Annotated in this window: 16 protein-coding genes; 6 read left to right on the top strand and 10 right to left on the bottom strand. The window is 64.7% G+C overall.

Annotated elements, in window-relative coordinates:
• Positions 1-139 precede the first annotated feature (139 nt).
• Positions 140-1048 carry a hydrogen peroxide-inducible genes activator gene (locus O7A60_RS17890; protein WP_140504564.1) on the top strand — a complete coding sequence of 303 codons (909 nt, stop codon included), beginning with the start codon at positions 140-142 and terminating at the stop codon, positions 1046-1048.
• Between the two features lie 93 nt (positions 1049-1141).
• Here O7A60_RS17890 and O7A60_RS17885 read toward each other — a convergent pair whose 3' ends face one another.
• The gene (locus O7A60_RS17885) at positions 1142-1774 is read right to left on the bottom strand and encodes a class I SAM-dependent methyltransferase (protein WP_337107356.1); all 633 of its coding nucleotides are present in this window, start codon (positions 1772-1774) and stop codon (positions 1142-1144) included.
• A 210-nt stretch (positions 1775-1984) separates the two neighbouring features.
• Here O7A60_RS17885 and O7A60_RS17880 point away from each other — a divergent pair, with 210 nt between their 5' ends.
• Positions 1985-3529, top strand: coding sequence for a bifunctional AfsR/SARP family transcriptional regulator/alpha/beta hydrolase (locus tag O7A60_RS17880; RefSeq protein ID WP_337107355.1), 1545 nt, complete (start codon positions 1985-1987; stop codon positions 3527-3529).
• Positions 3530-3536: 7 nt separating this feature from the next.
• On the opposite strand, the gene O7A60_RS17875 is transcribed toward O7A60_RS17880, so the two are convergent.
• The 4 genes from O7A60_RS17875 to hisS form a co-directional block, all read right to left on the bottom strand.
• Positions 3537-5309, bottom strand: a complete 1773-nt coding sequence (locus tag O7A60_RS17875) for an AMP-binding protein (RefSeq protein WP_337107354.1) — start codon at positions 5307-5309, stop codon at positions 3537-3539.
• A 92-nt stretch (positions 5310-5401) separates the two neighbouring features.
• Positions 5402-6100, bottom strand: coding sequence for an ATP phosphoribosyltransferase (hisG, locus tag O7A60_RS17870; protein ID WP_337107353.1), 699 nt, complete (start codon positions 6098-6100; stop codon positions 5402-5404).
• A complete protein-coding gene (locus O7A60_RS17865; protein ID WP_337107352.1) occupies positions 6097-7218 on the bottom strand; it encodes an ATP phosphoribosyltransferase regulatory subunit in 1122 nt (373 codons plus the stop codon). The genes hisG and O7A60_RS17865 overlap by 4 nt, the downstream gene beginning before the upstream one ends.
• 178 nt (positions 7219-7396) lie before the next feature.
• Positions 7397-8902 carry a histidine--tRNA ligase gene (gene hisS, locus O7A60_RS17860; protein ID WP_337107351.1) on the bottom strand — a complete coding sequence of 502 codons (1506 nt, stop codon included), beginning with the start codon at positions 8900-8902 and terminating at the stop codon, positions 7397-7399.
• 237 nt (positions 8903-9139) lie between these two features.
• Here hisS and O7A60_RS17855 point away from each other — a divergent pair, with 237 nt between their 5' ends.
• Positions 9140-9391 (top strand): hypothetical protein, encoded by a 252-nt coding sequence (locus O7A60_RS17855; protein ID WP_337107350.1) that lies wholly within the window; start codon positions 9140-9142, stop codon positions 9389-9391.
• Positions 9392-9402: 11 nt separating this feature from the next.
• Here O7A60_RS17855 and O7A60_RS17850 read toward each other — a convergent pair whose 3' ends face one another.
• Positions 9403-10041 carry a DNA-3-methyladenine glycosylase I gene (locus O7A60_RS17850; protein ID WP_140504576.1) on the bottom strand — a complete coding sequence of 213 codons (639 nt, stop codon included), beginning with the start codon at positions 10039-10041 and terminating at the stop codon, positions 9403-9405.
• A gap of 212 nt (positions 10042-10253) precedes the next feature.
• Between O7A60_RS17850 and O7A60_RS17845 the strand changes: the two genes are divergently transcribed.
• Both O7A60_RS17845 and O7A60_RS17840 read left to right on the top strand, forming a co-directional pair.
• Positions 10254-10985, top strand: coding sequence for a L,D-transpeptidase (locus O7A60_RS17845; protein WP_337107349.1), 732 nt, complete (start codon positions 10254-10256; stop codon positions 10983-10985).
• Between the two features lie 289 nt (positions 10986-11274).
• Positions 11275-12195 (top strand): bifunctional 5,10-methylenetetrahydrofolate dehydrogenase/5,10-methenyltetrahydrofolate cyclohydrolase, encoded by a 921-nt coding sequence (locus O7A60_RS17840; protein ID WP_337107348.1) that lies wholly within the window; start codon positions 11275-11277, stop codon positions 12193-12195.
• Between the two features lie 12 nt (positions 12196-12207).
• On the opposite strand, the gene glcF is transcribed toward O7A60_RS17840, so the two are convergent.
• The 4 genes from glcF to O7A60_RS17820 form a co-directional block, all read right to left on the bottom strand.
• Positions 12208-13533 (bottom strand): glycolate oxidase subunit GlcF, encoded by a 1326-nt coding sequence (gene glcF / locus O7A60_RS17835; protein WP_337107347.1) that lies wholly within the window; start codon positions 13531-13533, stop codon positions 12208-12210.
• 10 nt (positions 13534-13543) lie between these two features.
• The gene (gene glcE / locus O7A60_RS17830; protein WP_337107346.1) at positions 13544-14749 is read right to left on the bottom strand and encodes a glycolate oxidase subunit GlcE; all 1206 of its coding nucleotides are present in this window, start codon (positions 14747-14749) and stop codon (positions 13544-13546) included.
• A 30-nt stretch (positions 14750-14779) separates the two neighbouring features.
• Positions 14780-16276 (bottom strand): FAD-linked oxidase C-terminal domain-containing protein, encoded by a 1497-nt coding sequence (locus tag O7A60_RS17825; protein ID WP_337107345.1) that lies wholly within the window; start codon positions 16274-16276, stop codon positions 14780-14782.
• Positions 16277-16431: 155 nt separating this feature from the next.
• The gene (locus O7A60_RS17820) at positions 16432-17754 is read right to left on the bottom strand and encodes a DUF3422 family protein (protein ID WP_027146160.1); all 1323 of its coding nucleotides are present in this window, start codon (positions 17752-17754) and stop codon (positions 16432-16434) included.
• A 207-nt stretch (positions 17755-17961) separates the two neighbouring features.
• Between O7A60_RS17820 and O7A60_RS17815 the strand changes: the two genes are divergently transcribed.
• Positions 17962-18765 carry a FadR/GntR family transcriptional regulator gene (locus O7A60_RS17815; protein WP_337107344.1) on the top strand — a complete coding sequence of 268 codons (804 nt, stop codon included), beginning with the start codon at positions 17962-17964 and terminating at the stop codon, positions 18763-18765.
• Positions 18766-18778: the final 13 nt, after the last annotated feature.

The following is an 18778-nucleotide window of genomic DNA, read 5'->3' as shown; positions in this document are numbered from 1 at the left end:
TGATTTTTGCCGAGATTTTGGGGGCGGCCAGCGGCCCGCGCCAATCTGGAACCACCCCAGACTAGGCCACACTGACGATAAAAACAAATTGCCTTTCCTGTTTATTTCGATAGGATTTTCTTATGATAGGCTTGACTGCATGATCGGATTAACAGTTCGCCAGATGCATTATTTCGACGCGCTGGCGCAGACGCTGCATTTCGGGCGTGCGGCGAAACTTGCCGGTGTCAGCCAGCCGGCGCTGTCCTCCCAGATCGCAGAAATGGAGCAACGGCTGAACTGCCGGTTGTTCGAACGCGGTGGCAAGTCGGTGCGCATGACGGACGAAGCGGTCGCCCTGTTGCCACGCATCGAGCGCATCCTGGCTGACATACGTGACGTGGAAACGACGGCCCGGCGCGGCCGCACTGCCATGGAGGGACGCTTCCGGTTGGGCATCATCCCGACCGTCGCGCCCTATCTTCTGCCGCGGGCCTTGCCCGAACTGAAGAAGCATTTCCCGGCCCTGCTGCTCGAACTGCGCGAGGCGGTCACCACCTCCCTGGTCGAGGACACCGCATCGCGAAAACTCGATGCCTTCATCGCCGCGCTTCCGCTCGACCATCCCGGGCTGATCACCGAAGCGCTGTTTCCCGACCGGTTCTTCCTGGCCGTGCCATCAGGCGATCCGGCCTTTGCCTCGCCGCCGGTTCCGCCCGAGAGCCCGGCGCTGGAAAGACTGATGCTGCTGGAAGAAGGCCATTGCCTGCGCGAACAGGCGCTGGCCGTCTGCGGCAATGTGCGGCCGGTGGCGATGGCAAGCTATGGCGCGACCAGCCTGACCACGCTTTTGCAGATGGTGGCGCACGGGCTCGGCGTCACTCTCATCCCCGAAATGGCGGCGGGCCCTGCCGGCACTATCCCCGATCTCAAGATCGTGCCGTTCCAGGAACCGATGCCGCAGCGCATGATCTGCCTTGCCTGGCGGCGCAACAATGCGCGGCACGGCGAATGCGTCGAACTGGCGAAGATCATCCGGGGCCTCGGTGCGGTGATGCTGGTGGCGTGAGAAGCGAACAACCCCGCGCCGGACCGTTCGCGCGTGCGAGAGCCGGGCTCGGCGCAGGGCCATCGGAGATGCGGAACCGACGACGTCAACCTGTCAGGGTGTCGCGATGCCGGCATGGTGACTTCCCAACTGCCAGAAGGGTAGCCGAAACCGATCACGCTCCGCTTCGACGATATGGAAGCCCGCCGCCCGGATCAGCTGCAATGGGTCGCGGTTGAGATGGCAGCCGCCGGCGAGCCGGCCCCACAGCCGGTTCAGATGCTCCTGCCACCGGCGGCAACGCGGCCCTTCGGCCTGGCCGTGCTCGATGAAGATCAACCGGCCCGTGGGCTTCAGGATGCGCCGGATCTCGGTTAGCGCCACCTCAGGGTCCGGAATGGTGCAGAAGGCATAGGTGACGACGACCGTGTCGGCGAAGCTGTCGGTCAAGGGCAGTCTTTCACCGCTGGCCCGGATACAGTCGACATCGAATGGCAAGGAACGGGTCTTCGGTTCGGCCAGACCCAGCATCGTGCCGTCGGGATCGACGCCGACCACCCGTTTCACCCTGCCGGCGTCGTAATAGGGAAGGTTCAGGCCGGACCCGAAACCGACCTCGACCACAAGGCCCCCCGCCCGCGGGATCAAGCGCCTTCGCATATGCGCGAAGGCGCTGGCCGAACAGCCGGCGTGGACGAGGTAGGGAGCAATGCAGCGCGCGTACCAGGAGAGACAGGATTGGCACATGCTTCAGCCTCCTAGCCGTGTGCTGGCGGCACCGGAAGGGATGCCTCCGCCGGCAACGGGCCCTGATGTGCAATGGTGGATGGAAGTATTGACCAGTGACATTTCTCGCTCCAAGGGAGTCTCATGATCGGGCCCGATCGGCCCGACGTCGTGGGGATGGATAGAAGGCCGGCGTCCCCTCAACGTCCCTGGATGGCGGTGGTCGGATCGATGGAGCGATTGGAATTTCGATTTCTGGGTTTTCCGGAGTTCCGCTTGAACGGCCGGCGGGTGGAACTCGCCCTGCGCAAGGCGGCAGCCCTCCTCATCTATATCGCCGAGGCCAGCGGGCCGGTGGCGCGCGAGGTCGCCGCCACGCTTTTGTGGCCCGAGACCGACGATCAGGCCGCACGCGCCCGCCTTCGGCGGACACTCTATAAAATCCGCATCGCGTTCGGCAGTGAGATCATCGCCGCCACAGGCGGCTCCCTCAGCCTGCGCCCAGCATTGTCCGCCGAGATCGACACCAGGGTTTTCGAGCATGCCTGCAATTCCGGCTCTCTCGACGCCGCAGCCGATATCTACAAAGTCGACTATCTCGCCGGCTTCTCGCTGCCGGACTGTCCGGAATTCGAAGAATGGGTCTTCTTCCGGCGGGAGACCTTGCGCGGCCGCTTGGTGCAAGCGCTGGAGCGGCTCGTCGAAGCCAAGATCGCCCGCGGCGAGCCGCGCGGCGCGATCGTTCATGCGACGCGGCTGGCGGCACTCGACCCCCTGAGCGAAAGCGCGCACCGCCACTTGATCCGTGCCCACCTGGCGGCAGGCGACAGGGCGGCGGCGGAGCGTCAGATCGAGACGTGCATCCGGCTGTTGCGGGACGAACTCGGCGTAGCGCCGAACCCCGCCACGCTGGCCATGCTGCGCGAGCCAACTCAGGACACCACCTTGGACGTGCCCAGAACGCGCTATGTCGCGGTCGACGGCATCCACATCGCGTACCAGATCGTCGGTAGCGGCCCGACGGACATCGTGCTCGTTCCCGGCTTTATTTCGCATGTCGAGCGTATCTGGGAAGACCCGGGCTGCCGCGCCTGGCTGACCGCGATTTCGCGCCTGGGTCGCCTGATTCTCTTCGACCGGCGCGGCATGGGGCTTTCCGACCGCGTGGGTGCCCGTCCCACAGTCGAGGCGACGGCGCAGGATATTCTGGCGGTCATGAATGCGGCCGGCAGCCGCCGGGCCTTGCTCGTCGGCGCGTCGGAGGGTGGGCCGGGCTGTATCCGTTTTGCGGTCGAGCATCCCGATCGGCTGACAGGCCTTGTCCTGTGGGGCTCGCTTGCGAAAGGCAGCCGCGCGCCTGACTATCCCTACGCCTTGACCGTCGCGCAGTATGATCTTTGGAAGCAACGCCTGCTCGCGGGCTGGGGTGGCCCGGCGGAAATCGAAACCTTCGCCCCAAGCCTCGCTGACGACCGCCAGGCGAGGACTTGGTGGGCCGGATTGCTCAGGGCAGCCTCCAGCCCGGGCGCGGTCGCGGGCCTGCTCGAGGCATTGCGGGACGCCGATGTCCGTCACCTCCTGGCAAAAGTCTCCGCCCCGACGATGGTCCTCCACCGTTCCGGCGACCGCGCGGTGCGCATCGAGGCCGGGCGGTTTCTCGCGTCCAGGATTCCCGGCGCGCGTTTCATCGAGGTCGACGGCGACAACCACTGGTTCTGGGTCGGCGACCAGCAGATGCTGCTCAACAGCATCAGCGCGCTGGTGCGACGCGGCTGATCCGGCCTCACGCCGTCTTTTGCGTCACCAGGCCCAGCTCTTCCGCCATCGCTTGACGCATCAGGAATTTCTGCGGCTTGCCGGTCACCGTCATCGGCAATTCGGTGCGGAAGCGGATGTGGCGCGGCACCTTATAGTGGGCGATCTGGCCGGCGCAGAAGGCCTTGATCTCCTGTTCGGTGGCGACCTGGCCGGGCTTGAGGACGATCCAGGCGCACAACTCCTCGCCATATTTGGCGTCGGGAATGCCGAAGACCTGGACTTCCCGCACTTTGGGATGGCGGTAGAGGAATTCCTCGACCTCTCTGGGATAGACGTTCTCGCCGCCACGGATGACCATGTCCTTGACACGGCCGACAATGTTGCAATAGCCCTCGGCGTCGATGGTGGCGAGGTCGCCGGTGTGCATCCAGCCATCGCTATCTATCGCCTCGCGGGTCTTTTCGTCGTCGTCCCAATAGCCCTTCATCACCGAATAGCCGCGCGTGCAAAGCTCGCCCGGCGCGCCGACCGCAACGGTGGCGCCATCGGCGTCGATCGCCTTGACCTCGACATGCGGATGGATGCGCCCGACCGTCGAGACGCGCTTTTCCAGGGGATCGTCAACGCTGCTCTGGAACGAGACCGGACTGGTCTCGGTAATGCCGTAGGCGATGGTCACTTGCGCCATATGCATCAGCGACACCACCTTCTTCATCACCTCGATCGGGCATGGCGAACCGGCCATGATGCCGGTGCGCAGGCTGGACAGATCGAAGGATGAAAAGTCCGGATGGTCGAGCATGCCGACGAACATGGTCGGCACGCCATAGAGGCCGGTGCAGCGTTCCTGCGACACGGCTTTCAACGTCAGTCCGGGATCGAAGCCTTCGCACGGGAAAACCATGGTCGCGCCCTTCGACACGCAACCCATCGTGCCCATCGACATGCCGAAGCAATGATAGAGCGGCACAGGGATGCAGAGCCGGTCTTCGACGGTAAGCTTGATGGCCGAGGTGACGAAATTGCCGTTGTTGACGATGTTCAGATGGGTGAGCGTCGCGCCCTTGGGTGCGCCTGTCGTGCCCGAGGTGAACTGGATGTTGATCGCATCGCCCGGCTTCAGCCCCTCGGAAATGCGGTCAAGGCTGTCATGCTCGTCGCGCCCAGCCATGGCCAGCACATCGCCGAAATTGAACATGCCTGGCGAGTTCTCCTCGCCCATGCGGATGACAATCCTGAGCGCCGGCAACTTGCTGGCCTTCAGTTTGCCCGGTGTTGCCGTGGCGATCTCCGGCGCCAGCGTCTCGATCATGCCGAGATAGTCCGACGTCTTGAAGCTGGCCGACGTCACCAAGGCCTTGCAGCCGACCTTGTTCAGGGCATATTCCAGTTCGGTCAGCCGGTAGGCGGGATTGATGTTGACCAAGATCAGGCCGATGCGGGCGGTGGCGAACTGCGTCACCAGCCATTCCCACCGGTTGGGTGACCAGATGCCGACCCGGTCGCCCTTCTGGAGGCCGAGTGCCAGGAAGCCGGCGGCCAGCGCATCCACCGTGTCCGACAGTTCGCTCCAGGTGAAGCGCTTGTCCTGGCCGACAAAGACGGCGGCATCGAGCGTGCCGTGTTTGCTGACGGTGTCGGAGAAAAGGGCTGGAATGGTCTTGTCGAGCAGCGGCACGCCGCGATCGCCCGAGACATGCGCCCTGCCATCCACGGGCGCGATAAAGACGCCGCCGGCACGCGCGCCACGGCCGCGCAGATTGGTGGCGTTCTTCAGCTCGTCGAGATTGACCGGCATCGCTGTCTCCTCCAAGACTGGCCGAACCTATCAGCCTGCCGGGATGCTGGAAATCCCGTCGATGGTACTGGAGCCCCCTCCCTGAAGGATCGCTATGCGATCGCTGCCGCCATTTTCGCGACGATGTCGCGCAAGACGGCTTCGTCGACCGGGGCACGTGTCTTCCTCGAGGCCACAAGGCAGGCCTGCGACTCCAGCACGACGCCATCGCCCAGCACCTTGAGATGGTTGGCGCGCAGCGTCGAGCCCGTGCTGGTGATGTCGACGATGACGTCGGCAAGGCCGGCCGCCGGCGCGCCCTCGGTGGCGCCGAGGCTCTCGACGATGCGATAGACCTGGATACCGTGTTTGAGCGAAAAGAACTGCTGCGTCAGCCGCCAGTATTTGGTGGCGATCCTGAGCCGCCGGCCATGACGCTGGCGGAAATCGGCTGCAACGTCGTCGAGATCGGCCATGGTGTCGACATCGAGCCAGATCTCGGGCACCGCGACCACGACATCGGCATGGCCGAAGCCGAGGCGGGCGACAATCTCTGCCCGCGCTTCCCAGTCGGCGAGATTTTCCCGCACAAGGTCCTCACCGGTGATACCGAGATCGACCGCGCCCTGGCCTATTTCGCCCGATATTTCGGAGGCCGACAGGAAAACCACTTCGACATTGTCCAGGCCCTCGACGCGGGCGTGATATTTGCGCTCGTCGCCGGGCAGGCTGACGGCGAGGCCAGCCTTGGCCAGCACCTCCAGGGCCTGCTCCTTGAGCCTGCCCTTCGACGGGATCGCCAGTGTGATCATGATGCCGCCCCCCGCAACGCCTCGATGCGGTCGAGCCACACCGAAAAGCCGACACCAGGGATCGCGGTCTTGGCGCCGAGCAGCGTCAGCAACCTGTCATAGCGCCCGCCACCGGCGAGGGGACGCTGGCCATCGGCAGCCGCGATTTCGAAGACCACACCCGTGTAATAATCGAGCGGACGGCCGAAAGCGGCGTCGTAGCGGATTTTTCCCGAGGGCAAGCCATGCGCCTCGATCGCCTTGGCGCGGGCCGAGAATTTTTCCAGCGCGGCGCCCAGCGAAAGTCCGGCGCCGGTGGCGAAGGTTTCCAACGCCTGGGCTGCGCCATCGAGCGGCACGTCGATCGCCAGAAAATTCTTCAGGGCAGCGAAGGCCTCGTTCGACAGCCGCACGCTGCGCAACTCGGCTTTCTCGATCAGCCGCCGCGCGATATCCGACGGCGCGCGCCCTGCGGATGCCGACAGGCCAGCCTCTTCCATGCCGCCGGCAATGTGCTGGGAAAGACCGTCCAGATCGCCGTCGAGGACAAGCGCCGCGACTGGACCGGAGAGCTGGCCGTTGCGCGGCGGGTTGGCGAGATCGGCGAGTGCGGCCTCCAGCATCGGCGCCGAGCCGAAGGCGCGGGCCAGCCGCATGCGCCAGCCGCGCGGCAGGCCAAGGGCCGCCAGCACCGCCTCGAACATGCCCTGGTCACCGAGCGTGATCGCCAGCGACTGGCCGGGGAGCACCAGTGACAGCAACGCATGCGCGTCGGCCACCGAGCGGGCATCGGCTTCGGCCGTGTCGCGGTCGCCGAGATCCTCGATGCCGGCCTGGAAGAACTCATTGCCGCCCTCGCGGCGCTGGCGAAACACTTCGCCGAGATAGGAATAGCGGCGCGGCGTGCCGGCCTGGCTGGCTATGTGGTCGAGGCAGACGGGAATGGTGAATTCGGGCCGCAGGCAGAGCGTCTGCCCGGTCTCGCTTTCGGTGAGGAAAATGCGCCGGCGCAGATCCTCGCCGGCCATGTCGAGGAACGGATCGGCCGGCTGCAGCACCGCGACTTCGACGGCATGTGTGTTGCGCGCAGCGAAGAGGGCGGTGATGTCGGCTGATATGGCGGGGTAGCGGGAGGTCATGGACAGGATGGGCGCGAGGCACCCCCCCCTGTCCTGCCGGACATCTCCCCCGCAAGGGGGGAGATTGGCAGCTTCAAGTGCGGAGCCCTTTCTGCAACGCCGGTGGTTGGCGAAGGCATGCGCGACATCCGATCTCCCCCCTTGCGGGGGAGATGTCCGGCAGGACAGAGGAGGGTGTTCAAGCGCCACCCTTCGCGCGATCGGCGGCCTGCGCCACCAAAATCTTCTGCACCTCGGCGACCAGTTCGCTTTCCGCCACCGTCACCTGCGCCGGGCGCGCGGCGCGCCATTCGGCGTTGTCGGTGATTTCGGCGGACATGCGGGCGCCTTCGATCAGGTCCTTGATCTGCAATTCGCCCTTGGCGCGCTCGTCGCCACCCTGGATGATGGCGACGGGACAACCGCGCCGGTCGGCATATTTGAGCTGCGCCTTCATGCCGGCGCCGCCGAGATACATTTCGGAGCGGATGCCGGCGGCACGCAATTGCGAGACCATCTTCTGGTAGCGGCCGAGGCTTTCGGTGTCCTTGTCCATGACCAGCACGACAACCGGCGCGATCACGTCGGCGCTGTCGAGCTTGCCGAGGTTTTTCAGCGCCGTCATCAGCCTGGAGACGCCGATGGAAAAACCCGTCGCCGGAACCGGCTCGCCACGGAAGCGCGAGACCAGGCCATCATAGCGGCCGCCGCCGCCGACGGAACCGAAGCGCACGATCTGGCCATCTTCGTTGGGGATTTCGGCCAGCAGTTCGGCCTCGAAGACGGGCCCGGTATAGTATTCGAGGCCGCGCACGACGGAACGATCCATGGCGATGCGGTCCTCGGCATATCCGGCGGCCCTGACCAGAGCTTCGATCGTCGCGAGTTCGCCTACGCCCTCCTGGTAGACCGCGTTCCCGCTGACGGTGGCATCCTGGCCAGCCTGCGCATTTCGCGCAGTCGCCAGAAGAACGGCCCCGGCTTGCGTGTCATTCAGCCCGGCGCCCTTGGCGAAGTCGCCCTCGCCTTCCTTGCCACCGTCCCAGCGCCCCGGCCCAAGCAGAAGCCGGACCCCTTCCGGACCGAGCTTATCGAGCTTGTCGATGGCACGCAGCACCGTCAGCCTGCGCCCGATATTCTCGTCACCGCCAAGTCCGATCGCCTCCAGCACGCCGTCCAGCACCTTGCGGTTGTTGACGCGGATGACGTAGTCGCCGCGCTTGATACCGAGCGCTTCCATGACGTCGGCCATCATCATCGCCATCTCCGCGTCCGCCGCCACGCCCGGCGTGCCGATCGTATCGGCGTCGAACTGCATGAACTGGCGGAAGCGGCCGGGACCGGGCTTTTCGTTGCGAAACACCCAGCCGGATCGGTAGCTGCGATAGGGTTTCGGCAGGCGCTCGAAGTTCTCGGCGACGAAACGCGCCGTCGGCGCGGTCAGGTCGTAGCGCAGCGACAGCCACTGGTCGTCATCGTCCTGGAACGAGAAAACACCTTCGTTCGGCCGATCCTGGTCGGGCAGGAATTTTCCCAGCGCATCGGTGTATTCGATCAGCGGCTGGTCGGCCGGCTCGAAGCCATAAAGCTCATAGACCGAGCGGATCGTCGCCATCATCTTCTCGACGGCACGAATGTCCTCGGCGCTGCGGTCGGCAAAACCGCGCGGCAGCCGCGCTTTCGTCTTTTCCGATTTGTCGGCCATGAGATGAGTCTTTTTGCTGGGTAAAGGATGACTTATTTTCGAGTGCGCGTGTCCTAGCCGAAGCAGCTTTGTGCGGCAAGGGTTGGCACTTCTGCCTTCTCCCGCTGCGGGAGAAGGGAAGAGGCGCCAATATTTGAAACAAAACGCAGCAAAAATGAAACAATGGCGCCATCAACCCGGCATCGTGCCGACACAATCGCGGCCGATATAGCGCACCGACACGAAGGGGTTCGGGACATGACCAGCGCAACGACATTCCATGCCAACAACAAAGCCGGTGAATTGCAGGCACGACTGCGCCCGGCGGGCACCCATGCGCCGAAAATGATTGGCCAGGCGGCCGGACCGTTCGATGTACCGGCCGACACCGGCAAGGATCCTTCCCTGCGCGACGCCCTGCTGACCGGCCTGCTGGTGATCTATCCGACAGTGGCTGCCGTGGCGGCGATCGTCGCCGGGCTGTTCCTGGCCGGTGCCAACGGCACCTGAACTGCCCGTAGCTATTTCGGCCGTTTGAAAGCCTTCCGTTCCTTCTCGACCTCCTTGCGGCACACACACCCCTCGAGATGGTCGTTGACCATGCCCATGGCCTGCATGAAGGCGTAGACCGTGGTCGGGCCGACGAAGGTCCAGCCGCGCTTCTTCAGGTCCTTCGATATCCGCACGGAGACCGCGGTGGTCGGGTTGGCGCGCAGATGGGCGAGGTCGACGGTTTGCGGCCGTTCCTCCCTGCCGGGTTCGAACTTCCAAAACCAGGCAGCCAGGGAGCCGAACTCGTCGACCATTTCGCGGGCGCGTTTGGCATTGTTGATGGTCGAGACGATCTTGCCGCGATGGCGGATGATGCCGGCATTGCCGAGCAGGCGCTCGACGTCCCGTTCGGTGAAGGTGGCGACCTTGTCGAAGTCGAAGCCAGCGAAGGCCTCGCGAAAATTCTCCCGCTTGCGCAGAATGGTCAGCCACGACAGGCCCGACTGGAACCCTTCCAGGCAGATCTTCTCGAACAGCCTGCGGTCGTCGGCCACCGGCCGGCCCCATTCATGGTCATGGTAATGTAGATAGTCGGGCAGATTGCCATGCCAGAAGCAGCGCGCGACACCGTCAGGACCGGCAAGCAGGCCGGTTTTTTCATTGCTCATCCTGAAAATTCCATCCGTTAACACGCTTCCGCGCTGTCTTTACCGTGGCTTTACCAGATTCCTGAACCCGGCGGTAACCACACCAAAGGGTTTACTGACAGAACCGCATTTTACGCATTCCGATTCATGTTTCGGTTGCTGCTCGCCGCCAATGATCGCGCAAGCCGGAAGCGTTCTCGCCCGGTGTATTAGACGATCAAGGTGCGTTCCCGATGAAGAGAGTTCTGTTTCCCTTGCTCAGCGCCGTGGCTGTGTTTGCCGCCGGCGTCACACCCTCAACCGCCGGCGACCGCTATGCCGACAGGCCGCCGGTGATGGTGAGCCCCGACCTTTCCGCGCCCTGGGTGCTGCAACTCGGCCATGCGCCGGGCATCGTGCGGCAGAACCGACAGGCCGCGCAGCCGCGCCAGCGCACCGCGCAGCCCGACCGCGTGCAGACGGCCGCTGTGCAGGCCCCGGCCAAACGCATGGCCATGCGCCCGCAGATCAATCCGGTCTACCTGCCGCAGGAAGTCGCCTATGAAGGCGCGCAGAAGCCGGGCACCATCGTCATCGATACCACGCAGAATTTCCTCTATCTGGTCGAGAAGAACGGCAAGGCGCGGCGTTACGGCGTCGGCACCGGCAAGCCCGGCTTCGAATGGTCGGGCACGCACAAGATCACCAACAAGCGCGTCTGGCCGGACTGGCGTCCGCCGGCGGAGATGATCAAGCGCGAGGCGGCCAAGGGCCGTTACCTGCCGACCTATCTGGCCGGCGGCATGGAAAACCCGCTCGGCGCGCGCGCGCTTTATCTCGGCACCACGGAGTACCGCATTCATGGCACCAACCAGCCCTGGACGATCGGCGGTTCGGTGTCGTCGGGCTGCATCCGCATGCGCAACGAGGATGTCGTCGACCTCTATGAACGGGTCAATGTCGGAACGACGGTCGAAGTGATATAGTGATAGCGAATCAGCCGGTTAAGCAGTGTTGTGTAGTTTTTGACGCACTGTTGCCCTCAAGTCATAGCGCACTTTTGGAAGACGTGCTTAGACTGGCAGCGAGTTAACGGGGGACGGGCCGTGTGGGGATACGGCCAGTCACGAGAGGGCAGCACGGGTAACCGGGCTGCCCTTTTCGTTTCACGGTGCGACAGGTCGCCCCGAAAGCACGGTGTTTCGTTTTCGGGGCTGATTTCCGGGCCATGCTCTGCTATTGCAGTGCACAATTTCCCCACCAAAGGTTCGAACTATGTCCCCGTCCGACGACAGCCGCTATCTCAAGGGCGGCCCGGTTGCCCAGCGCATCATCGCCGCCGTGCGCGAGGACGCGGCCATTGCCAAGGCTGAGGGTTTCCCGCCCAAGCTGATCTCGATCACCGTCGGCGATACCGACGCGGTCGATGTCTATGTGCGCAACCAGCGTGCGAAGGCACAGCTCGCCGGCATCGATTTCGAGGAGCGGCGTTTTCCCGCCACCATCACCGCAGGTGAACTCGAAGCAGCCATCCACGGCCTGAATGCCGATCCGCGCGTCACCGGCATCATCATTCAGCGGCCGGTTCCCGCTCATATCCCGATCAAGACACTGCAGGCGGCCGTGCACCCGCTGAAGGACGTCGAGGGCATGCACCCGGCCTCGATCGGCAACATCGTCTACAACCAGCTCGACCTCGCGCCCTGCACCGCAGCGGCCTCGGTCGAACTGCTCAGGGAAACCGGCCTTGATCTCAAGGGGCTTGAAGTGGTCATCGTCGGCCATTCGGAAATCGTCGGCAAGCCGATCGCTTTCCTTCTAATGAGCGAAGGCGCGACCGTGACGGTCTGCCATCACATGACGCGCTCGGTTGCCGCCCATGCGCGGCGCGCCGACGCGCTGTTCGTCGCCGTTGGCAAGCCCAGGCTGATCAAGGCCGACATGGTGAAACCAGGGGCGGCCGTCATCGATATCGGCATCAATTCCGAAATTGGGCCTGATGGCACGAGCCGCATTGTCGGCGACGTCGACACCGAAAGCGTACGCGAGGTTGCCTCCTGGATCACGCCCGTGCCAGGCGGCGTCGGCCCGATCACGGTGGCGATCCTGCTGCGCAACACGATGGTGGCGCTCAGCCGCCAGCGCGCGCTTTATGAAGCTACCTACGGCACGGCGGGCAGGCTCGCGGCCGAGTAGCGGTGGGCCTACCTACTCCGCCGCCACCAAGCTTTCTTCCAGAACGCCTTCCGGCTTCGGCCCGCCATAAGCCCAGTCGAGCAGCTTGATCGTATGCACCACAGGCATCCTGGCGGCGGATGCGATCTGCGTGATGCAGCCGATATTGCCGGTGGCGACGATCGAGGCGCCCGTCGCCTCGATGTTTTTCACCTTACGATCGCGCAGCCTGGCCGAAATCTCGGATTGCAGGATGTTGTAGGTGCCGGCCGAGCCGCAACAGAGGTGCCCCTCGCGCGGCTCGCGCACGACGAAGCCGGCCTTGGCGAGCAGTTCCTTCGGCTGGCGGATAATCTTCTGGCCGTGCTGCATGGAGCAGGCTGAGTGATAGGCAACGACCGTGCCCGGCTTGCGCACCGGCTCAGGCAGATCGATGGCGGACAGATACTCGGTGATATCCTTGGCCAGCCCCGACACGCGCGCGGCCTTGTCGGCATAGGCCGGATCGAGCCGCAGCATGAAGCCGTAATCCTTGATCGTCGTGCCGCAGCCCGACGCGGTGATGATGATGGCGTCGAGCCCGCCCTGCTCGATGGCGCGCGTCCAGGCATCGACATTCTGCCTGGCCGAGGCAAGGGCGGCTTCTTCCCGCCCCATGTGATGAACCAGTGCGCCGCAGCAGCCCTCGCCCGGCGGCACCACGACCTCGACGCCGAGCCGCGTCAGCAACGAGATGGTGGTGTCGTTGATACCGGGATCAAGCACCGACTGCGCACATCCGGTAAGGATGGCGACCCGGCCCTTTTTCGTCCCCTGCCCAGCATGGACGCCCGGCAAGGCCATCGGCGAGGCCGCCGGGATCGACGCCGGTGCGAGCTTGAGCATCGCGCCGAGAGGCTTCAGCGCCGGAATTTTTTCGAAGAGGCCGATGAAAGGCTTGCCCAGCCTGGCCAGCTTGAGCGCGGCGCGGAAGCGTTGGGGATAAGGCAGCACGAAAGCCAGCATGGCGCGGGTCAGCCGGTCGAGCAGCGGCCGCTTGTAAGTTTCCTGGATATGAGCGCGGGCATGGTCGACCAGGTGCATGTAGTTGACGCCCGACGGGCAGGTGGTCATGCAGGCGAGGCAGGACAGGCAGCGGTCGATATGGGTGACGATCTCCTTGTCGGCGGGACGGCCGTTCTCCAGCATGTCCTTGATCAGATAGATGCGCCCGCGCGGCGAATCGAGTTCGTTGCCAAGCGTCACATAGGTCGGGCAGGTAGCGGTGCAGAAGCCACAATGCACGCATTTGCGCAGGACCTTTTCGGACTCCGCGACATGCGGATCGGCAAGCTGGGCGGGCGAAAAATTGGTCTGCATCTCTGATGTCCTAGGCCATGCGGCCGGGATTGAGGATGTTCTTCGGGTCGAATTCCTGCTTCAGCCGCTGGCTGAGCGCCGCCAATGCCGGCGCCTGCGGCTCGAACACCGGCAGAGCCGCCCGATGGGAAGGGGTAGCGCGCACCAGCGTCGCATGGCCGCCGCCATGTTTCCTCAGAAGCCCGCGCAGCAGAGCGGCTTCGGGATCGCCCTCTTCCATGCGCAGCCACACCAGCCCGCCCTGCCAGTCGTAGAAGGCGCTGACGGCGGCCTGCATGCGCAGCGTCAGAACCATCTGATGCCCCTGTGCGGGCATCATCGAGACCCGCCAGACCGGCTTCTCGCTGCCATCGACGAAGGGCCGGCAATCCCTTATATCGCGCCAGATTGCCTTGGAGGTCCCACTGGCAATCTCCTCCAGCGGCCCGGCCTTGCCGAGCAGTGTCCTCAGCGCGGCGATACGATAGGCGACGGAAGGACCAAAGCCCTCGACGCGCAGCAGCGTGGCGGCATCACTGCCGAGCGTGCCGCCGGCAACACGCGCGGCGATGCGCTCCGGCAGGTGGGCGGCACTCGACACTTCGGCGCTGGAACCAAGCGCCAAGGCCATGGCGGTGCAGGCGGCATCATCGAGCAGGCCACGAATGGCGAGCGTGACTTCGGTCTCGGCCGCTGGCAGCACCTTGAAGGTGACGTCGGTGAAGACGGCCAGCGTACCCCAGCTGTTGGCCATCAGCTTCGACAGATCGTAGCCGGTGACGTTCTTGACCACGCGGCCGCCCGACTTGAAGGCTTCGCCCCGGCCGGAAACGACATTGATGCCCAGGATATGGTCGCGCGCGGCGCCCGCCTTCAGCCGGCGGGGTCCGGACAGGTTGGCGCCGAGCACGCCGCCAATGGTGCCTTTGCCCGGCTCGCCACCGAGCAACGGGCCGTAGTCCATCGGCTCGAAGGCGAGCTGCTGGCCGTTTTCAGCCAGCAGCTTTTCGATCTCGGCCAGCGGCGTGCCTGATTTGGCCGACAGTACCAGTTCGGCGGGCTCATAGAGGGTCACGCCCGAGAGTTTCGACAGGTCGAGCGTGTGCTCGGTCTGCAACGGACGACCGATGCCGCGCTTGGAGCCGCGGCCAAGGATTTCGAGCGATGTTTCCTCTGCCGCCGCCCAGGCAACGGTGGAGAGGACTTCATCTGAGGTGGTGGGGGCAAAGGCGGTCATATTCGCACCGGGTTCTGCGGCCCCATCATCTCAAAACCTCGGAATGTCGGGAAATGCCACCTGGCCGCGATGCACGTGCATGCGGCCGAGTTCAGCACAGCGACGCAGTTGCGGGAACACCTTTCCGGGATTGAGCAAATGGTTGGGGTCGAAAGCGCATTTGACGCGCATTTGCTGATCGAGGTCGATCTGGTTGAACATTTCCGGCATCAGGTCGCGCTTCTCGACCCCGACGCCATGCTCGCCGGTGAGCACGCCACCGACCTTGACGCAAAGCCGCAAAATGTCGGCGCCGAAGCTTTCCGCCTTGTCGAGTTCGCCCGGCACGTTGGCATCGTAGAGGATCAGCGGATGCAGATTGCCGTCGCCGGCGTGGAAGACATTGGCGACGCCGAGACCGTATTTTTCCGACAGCTCGCGCATGCCGGCCAGCACGCGCGGCAACTCCTTGCGTGGGATCGTGCCGTCCATGCAGTAATAGTCGGGCGAGATGCGGCCAACGGCGGGGAAGGCGGCCTTGCGACCGGCCCAAAAACTCAACCGCTCCTGCTCGGACTGCGAGATGCGGCACGTAGTCGAGCCGTTGCGGATGGCGATCGCCTCGACCGCGGTGATGAGATGATCGACCTCCACGCTCGGACCGTCGAGCTCGACGATCAGCAGCGCCTCGACATCGAGGGGATAGCCGGCATGGACAAAATCTTCCGCCGCATGGATTGCCGGCCGGTCCATCATTTCCATGCCGCCCGGAATGATGCCGGCGCCGATGATGTCGGCGACGCACTGGCCGCCCTGCTCGCTGGTCGGAAAGCCGATCAGCAGCGCGCGCGCCGTCTCCGGCTTCCTCAGGATGCGCACAGTGACCTCGGTGACGACGCCGAGCAGACCTTCCGAACCGGTCATGACGCCGAGCAGATCATAGCCCTCGGCGTCGAGGTGACCGCCGCCGAGCCGCACCACCTCGCCATTCATCAGCACCATCTCGATGCCGAGCACATTGTTGGCGGTGAGGCCATATTTCAGGCAGTGCACGCCGCCGGAATTTTCCGCCACGTTGCCGCCGATCGAGCAGGCGATCTGGGAGGATGGATCGGGGGCATAGTAAAACCCGTCCTGCTCGACGGCGATGGTGATGCCGAGATTGGTGACGCCGGGCTGGGCGACGACGATACGGTTGGGAAAATCGATCTCGAGGATGCGGTTGAACCTGCTCATGACGAGCAGCACCGCGTCCTCCAACGGCAGCGCGCCGCCCGACAGCGAGGTTCCGGATCCGCGCGGCACGACGCGAATGTTGCGGTCGTTGCAATATTTCAGCACGCGCGAGACCTGCGCCACCGTCTCGGGCAGGACCACGACCAGCGGCACTTGCTGGTAGGCGGTCAGGCCATCGCTTTCGAAGGCTCGCATTTCGTTGGCGGCGTCGACCACGCCCTCGCCCGGCACGATGATGCGCATGTCGGCGACGATTTCGTTGCGCCGGCGCAGCGTCCCGGCGTCTGGCTTGGGCATGGCAAGGCCGGACATCGGCGCTTCCTCCACTCGACTGGTAAAAATGATTTACCAGCTAGCGGCATTTGTTGCAAACCCTGCTTTGGTGCATCCGGGCGGCGAACGCGGGCAAAGCTTCCGCAGCGGCAATCTGCCGCTGCATTTCTATTGCGTTCGAAGCATAGCGCGGACTATTCGCCCGGATGTTTCGCCGGCTCGGAATGCATCCGTCGCACCCTGCGCACGCCCCACCAGACCAGCAGGATGGCGAACGGCACCGAGGAGGCGGTGACGACCTCCGGCGCGAAGGTGTGGCCAAAAACCGACGCGCCCTTGGCGACATAGCCGATGAGGCCGACCACGTAATAGGAGACGGCGGCGACCGAGAGGCCTTCGACGGTCTGCTGCAGGCGCAGTTGCAGGCGGGCGCGGTTGTTCATCGAGGCGAGCAGGTCGCGGTTCTGCTTCTCGACCTCGACATCGACCCAGGTCCGCAGCAGCGTGGTGGCACGGGTCAGCTTCCGCGACAGATTGGCCTGGCGCTCCTCGACCGAGCGGCAGGTGCGCATGGCCGGCGCCATGCGCCGCAGCAGAAAGCCCGCCCAGGTGTCGTAGCCCTGGACAGGCTCCTCATCCAACGCCTCCAGCCTTTCCGTGACGATGCCGTCATAGGCGCGGCTGGCGCCGAAGCGATAGAGGCTGGAAGCGGCATCGGCCTCCAGTTCGGCGGCAAGCTCCGTCAGGCCGGCCAGCAGCGTCTGGTTGTCGCGCGTCTCGGCGACCTTCATTTCCAGCGTCGTCTGCGCCAAGCGGTCCTCGATGCGGCGAGCGCGGCCGGACAAGGTGAGCGCCAGCGGCAGGCCGAGCATGGCAAGCGTGCGGTAGGTTTCGATGTCGATCAGCCGCTGCGACAGCGCGCCGGTACTGGCCGGAGTGAGACCACGGTCGAGCACCAGCATGCGGGTCATGCCGTCGCCGTCCTGGCGGAAGTCGGTGACGATCGCCGCGCTGCCGCGTTCGACCAGCGAGTGACAGAGGCTGGTCGGGTCGAAGCCGGCGATCAGCCTCTCGTTCGCCTGCGTCCATTTGCGGATCTCGAGCCGGATACCCGAGATGACGGTTCCCGGCGGTGAAAAGCCGTTGCCGAAGGGCGAATCCTCTTGCCCCCGGCCGTTCTCGGCCAACGGCCCTTCCCAGAGATAGGTCGAGAATTCCGTGTGCCGCTCCCAGCGCAGCGTGCCCTTGCCCCATTTCATGGCGTGGTGGCGGGCATGACGCTCGGGCGCGGCGATGCCGAGGCGGCGTGACAGTTCCGAAAGCACGGCATGGTCGACCGCGGAGCCGCCTTCGGTCATGAAGGAGAGTTGGACGAGCACGCGCGGCTTCTCGACCAGCGGATGCGGGCGGGCATGAACCTCGCCGAGCGCGCCGGGCCGGCCTTCATGCGCCGGAAAGCCCAGGACACTGCCTTGGCTGCGCGGCTGGAATTCAAGATTGGACGTCTCGTCCGACACGTCTGGTCCCCCTGGTTTCGACCCTTCGTGCATTGGCGTCCTCTTGCGGCAATCGGCGAGGGACGTAAACAGCAAAGTTTAGCCCGAGGCGATATGCCGGCGCGGCGCGGAAATCGACCCGATGAGACGAATTGGATAAATAATTTGACCAGTTGGCGACGGAGGCATTAATCTGCGCGACATCATTCCGTTCTCCAGGCGCTTCCTTTGGGCGACATTTTCTCCAGGATCGAGCATTCGCGCACCGCCGACGAGGTGGTGCAGCAGATCGAAAGCCTAATTCTCGAAGGCGTGCTGCGCACCGGCGACCGGCTGCCGGGCGAGCGCGAGCTGGCACGCCAGTTCGATGTGTCGCGGCCCATTCTGCGCGATGCGCTGAAGGCGCTCGAAGGGCGCGGCCTGCTGTCGACACGTCCGGGCGGCGGCACTCACGTCGCCGACATTATCGGCCAGTTGTTCACCAAGCCGGTGACGGACCTGATCTCGACGCATCGCAAGGCGGTGGCCGACTATCTGGAATACCGCCGCGAGATGGAAGGCATAGCCGCCGAATATGCGGCGCGGCGCGCCACACCCGAGGACCTTGCCCTGCTCGACCGCATCATGGCACGCATGGACGAGGCGCATCGCACCGGCGACTTCGACGACGAGGCCGAGATCGACGTCGAATTCCATCATGCGATCTGCGAATGCGCGCACAACATCCTGCTCTTGCACACGCTGCGTTCCTGCTATCGGCTGTTGTCGGAAGGCGTGTTCCAGAACCGGCTGCTGGTGTTCACAGTGCCCGGCGCGCGCGAGGCGCTGCTGGCGCAGCACCGGGCGATCCACACCGCGGTCAAGGCCGGCGATCCGGCCGGCGCCCGCCAGGCGGCAATGGACCACATGACCTATGTCGAGCGTTCGATGGCGGAAGCCGAGCGCAGCGGCGACTGGCAACGCGTGTCGCGGCTGAGGCTGAGGCAGCGTTCGGAAGCCGGCGACAGCGAACCAGCGCGCAGGCGCTCCTAGTCAATTCGACCAA

This window comes from Mesorhizobium salmacidum (SeqCode) (genome assembly GCF_037179605.1).
Classification (GTDB): domain Bacteria; phylum Pseudomonadota; class Alphaproteobacteria; order Rhizobiales; family Rhizobiaceae; genus Mesorhizobium; species Mesorhizobium salmacidum.
Note: the sequence above shows the minus strand (reverse complement) of the source record. Positions and strands in the feature narration are given on the sequence as shown.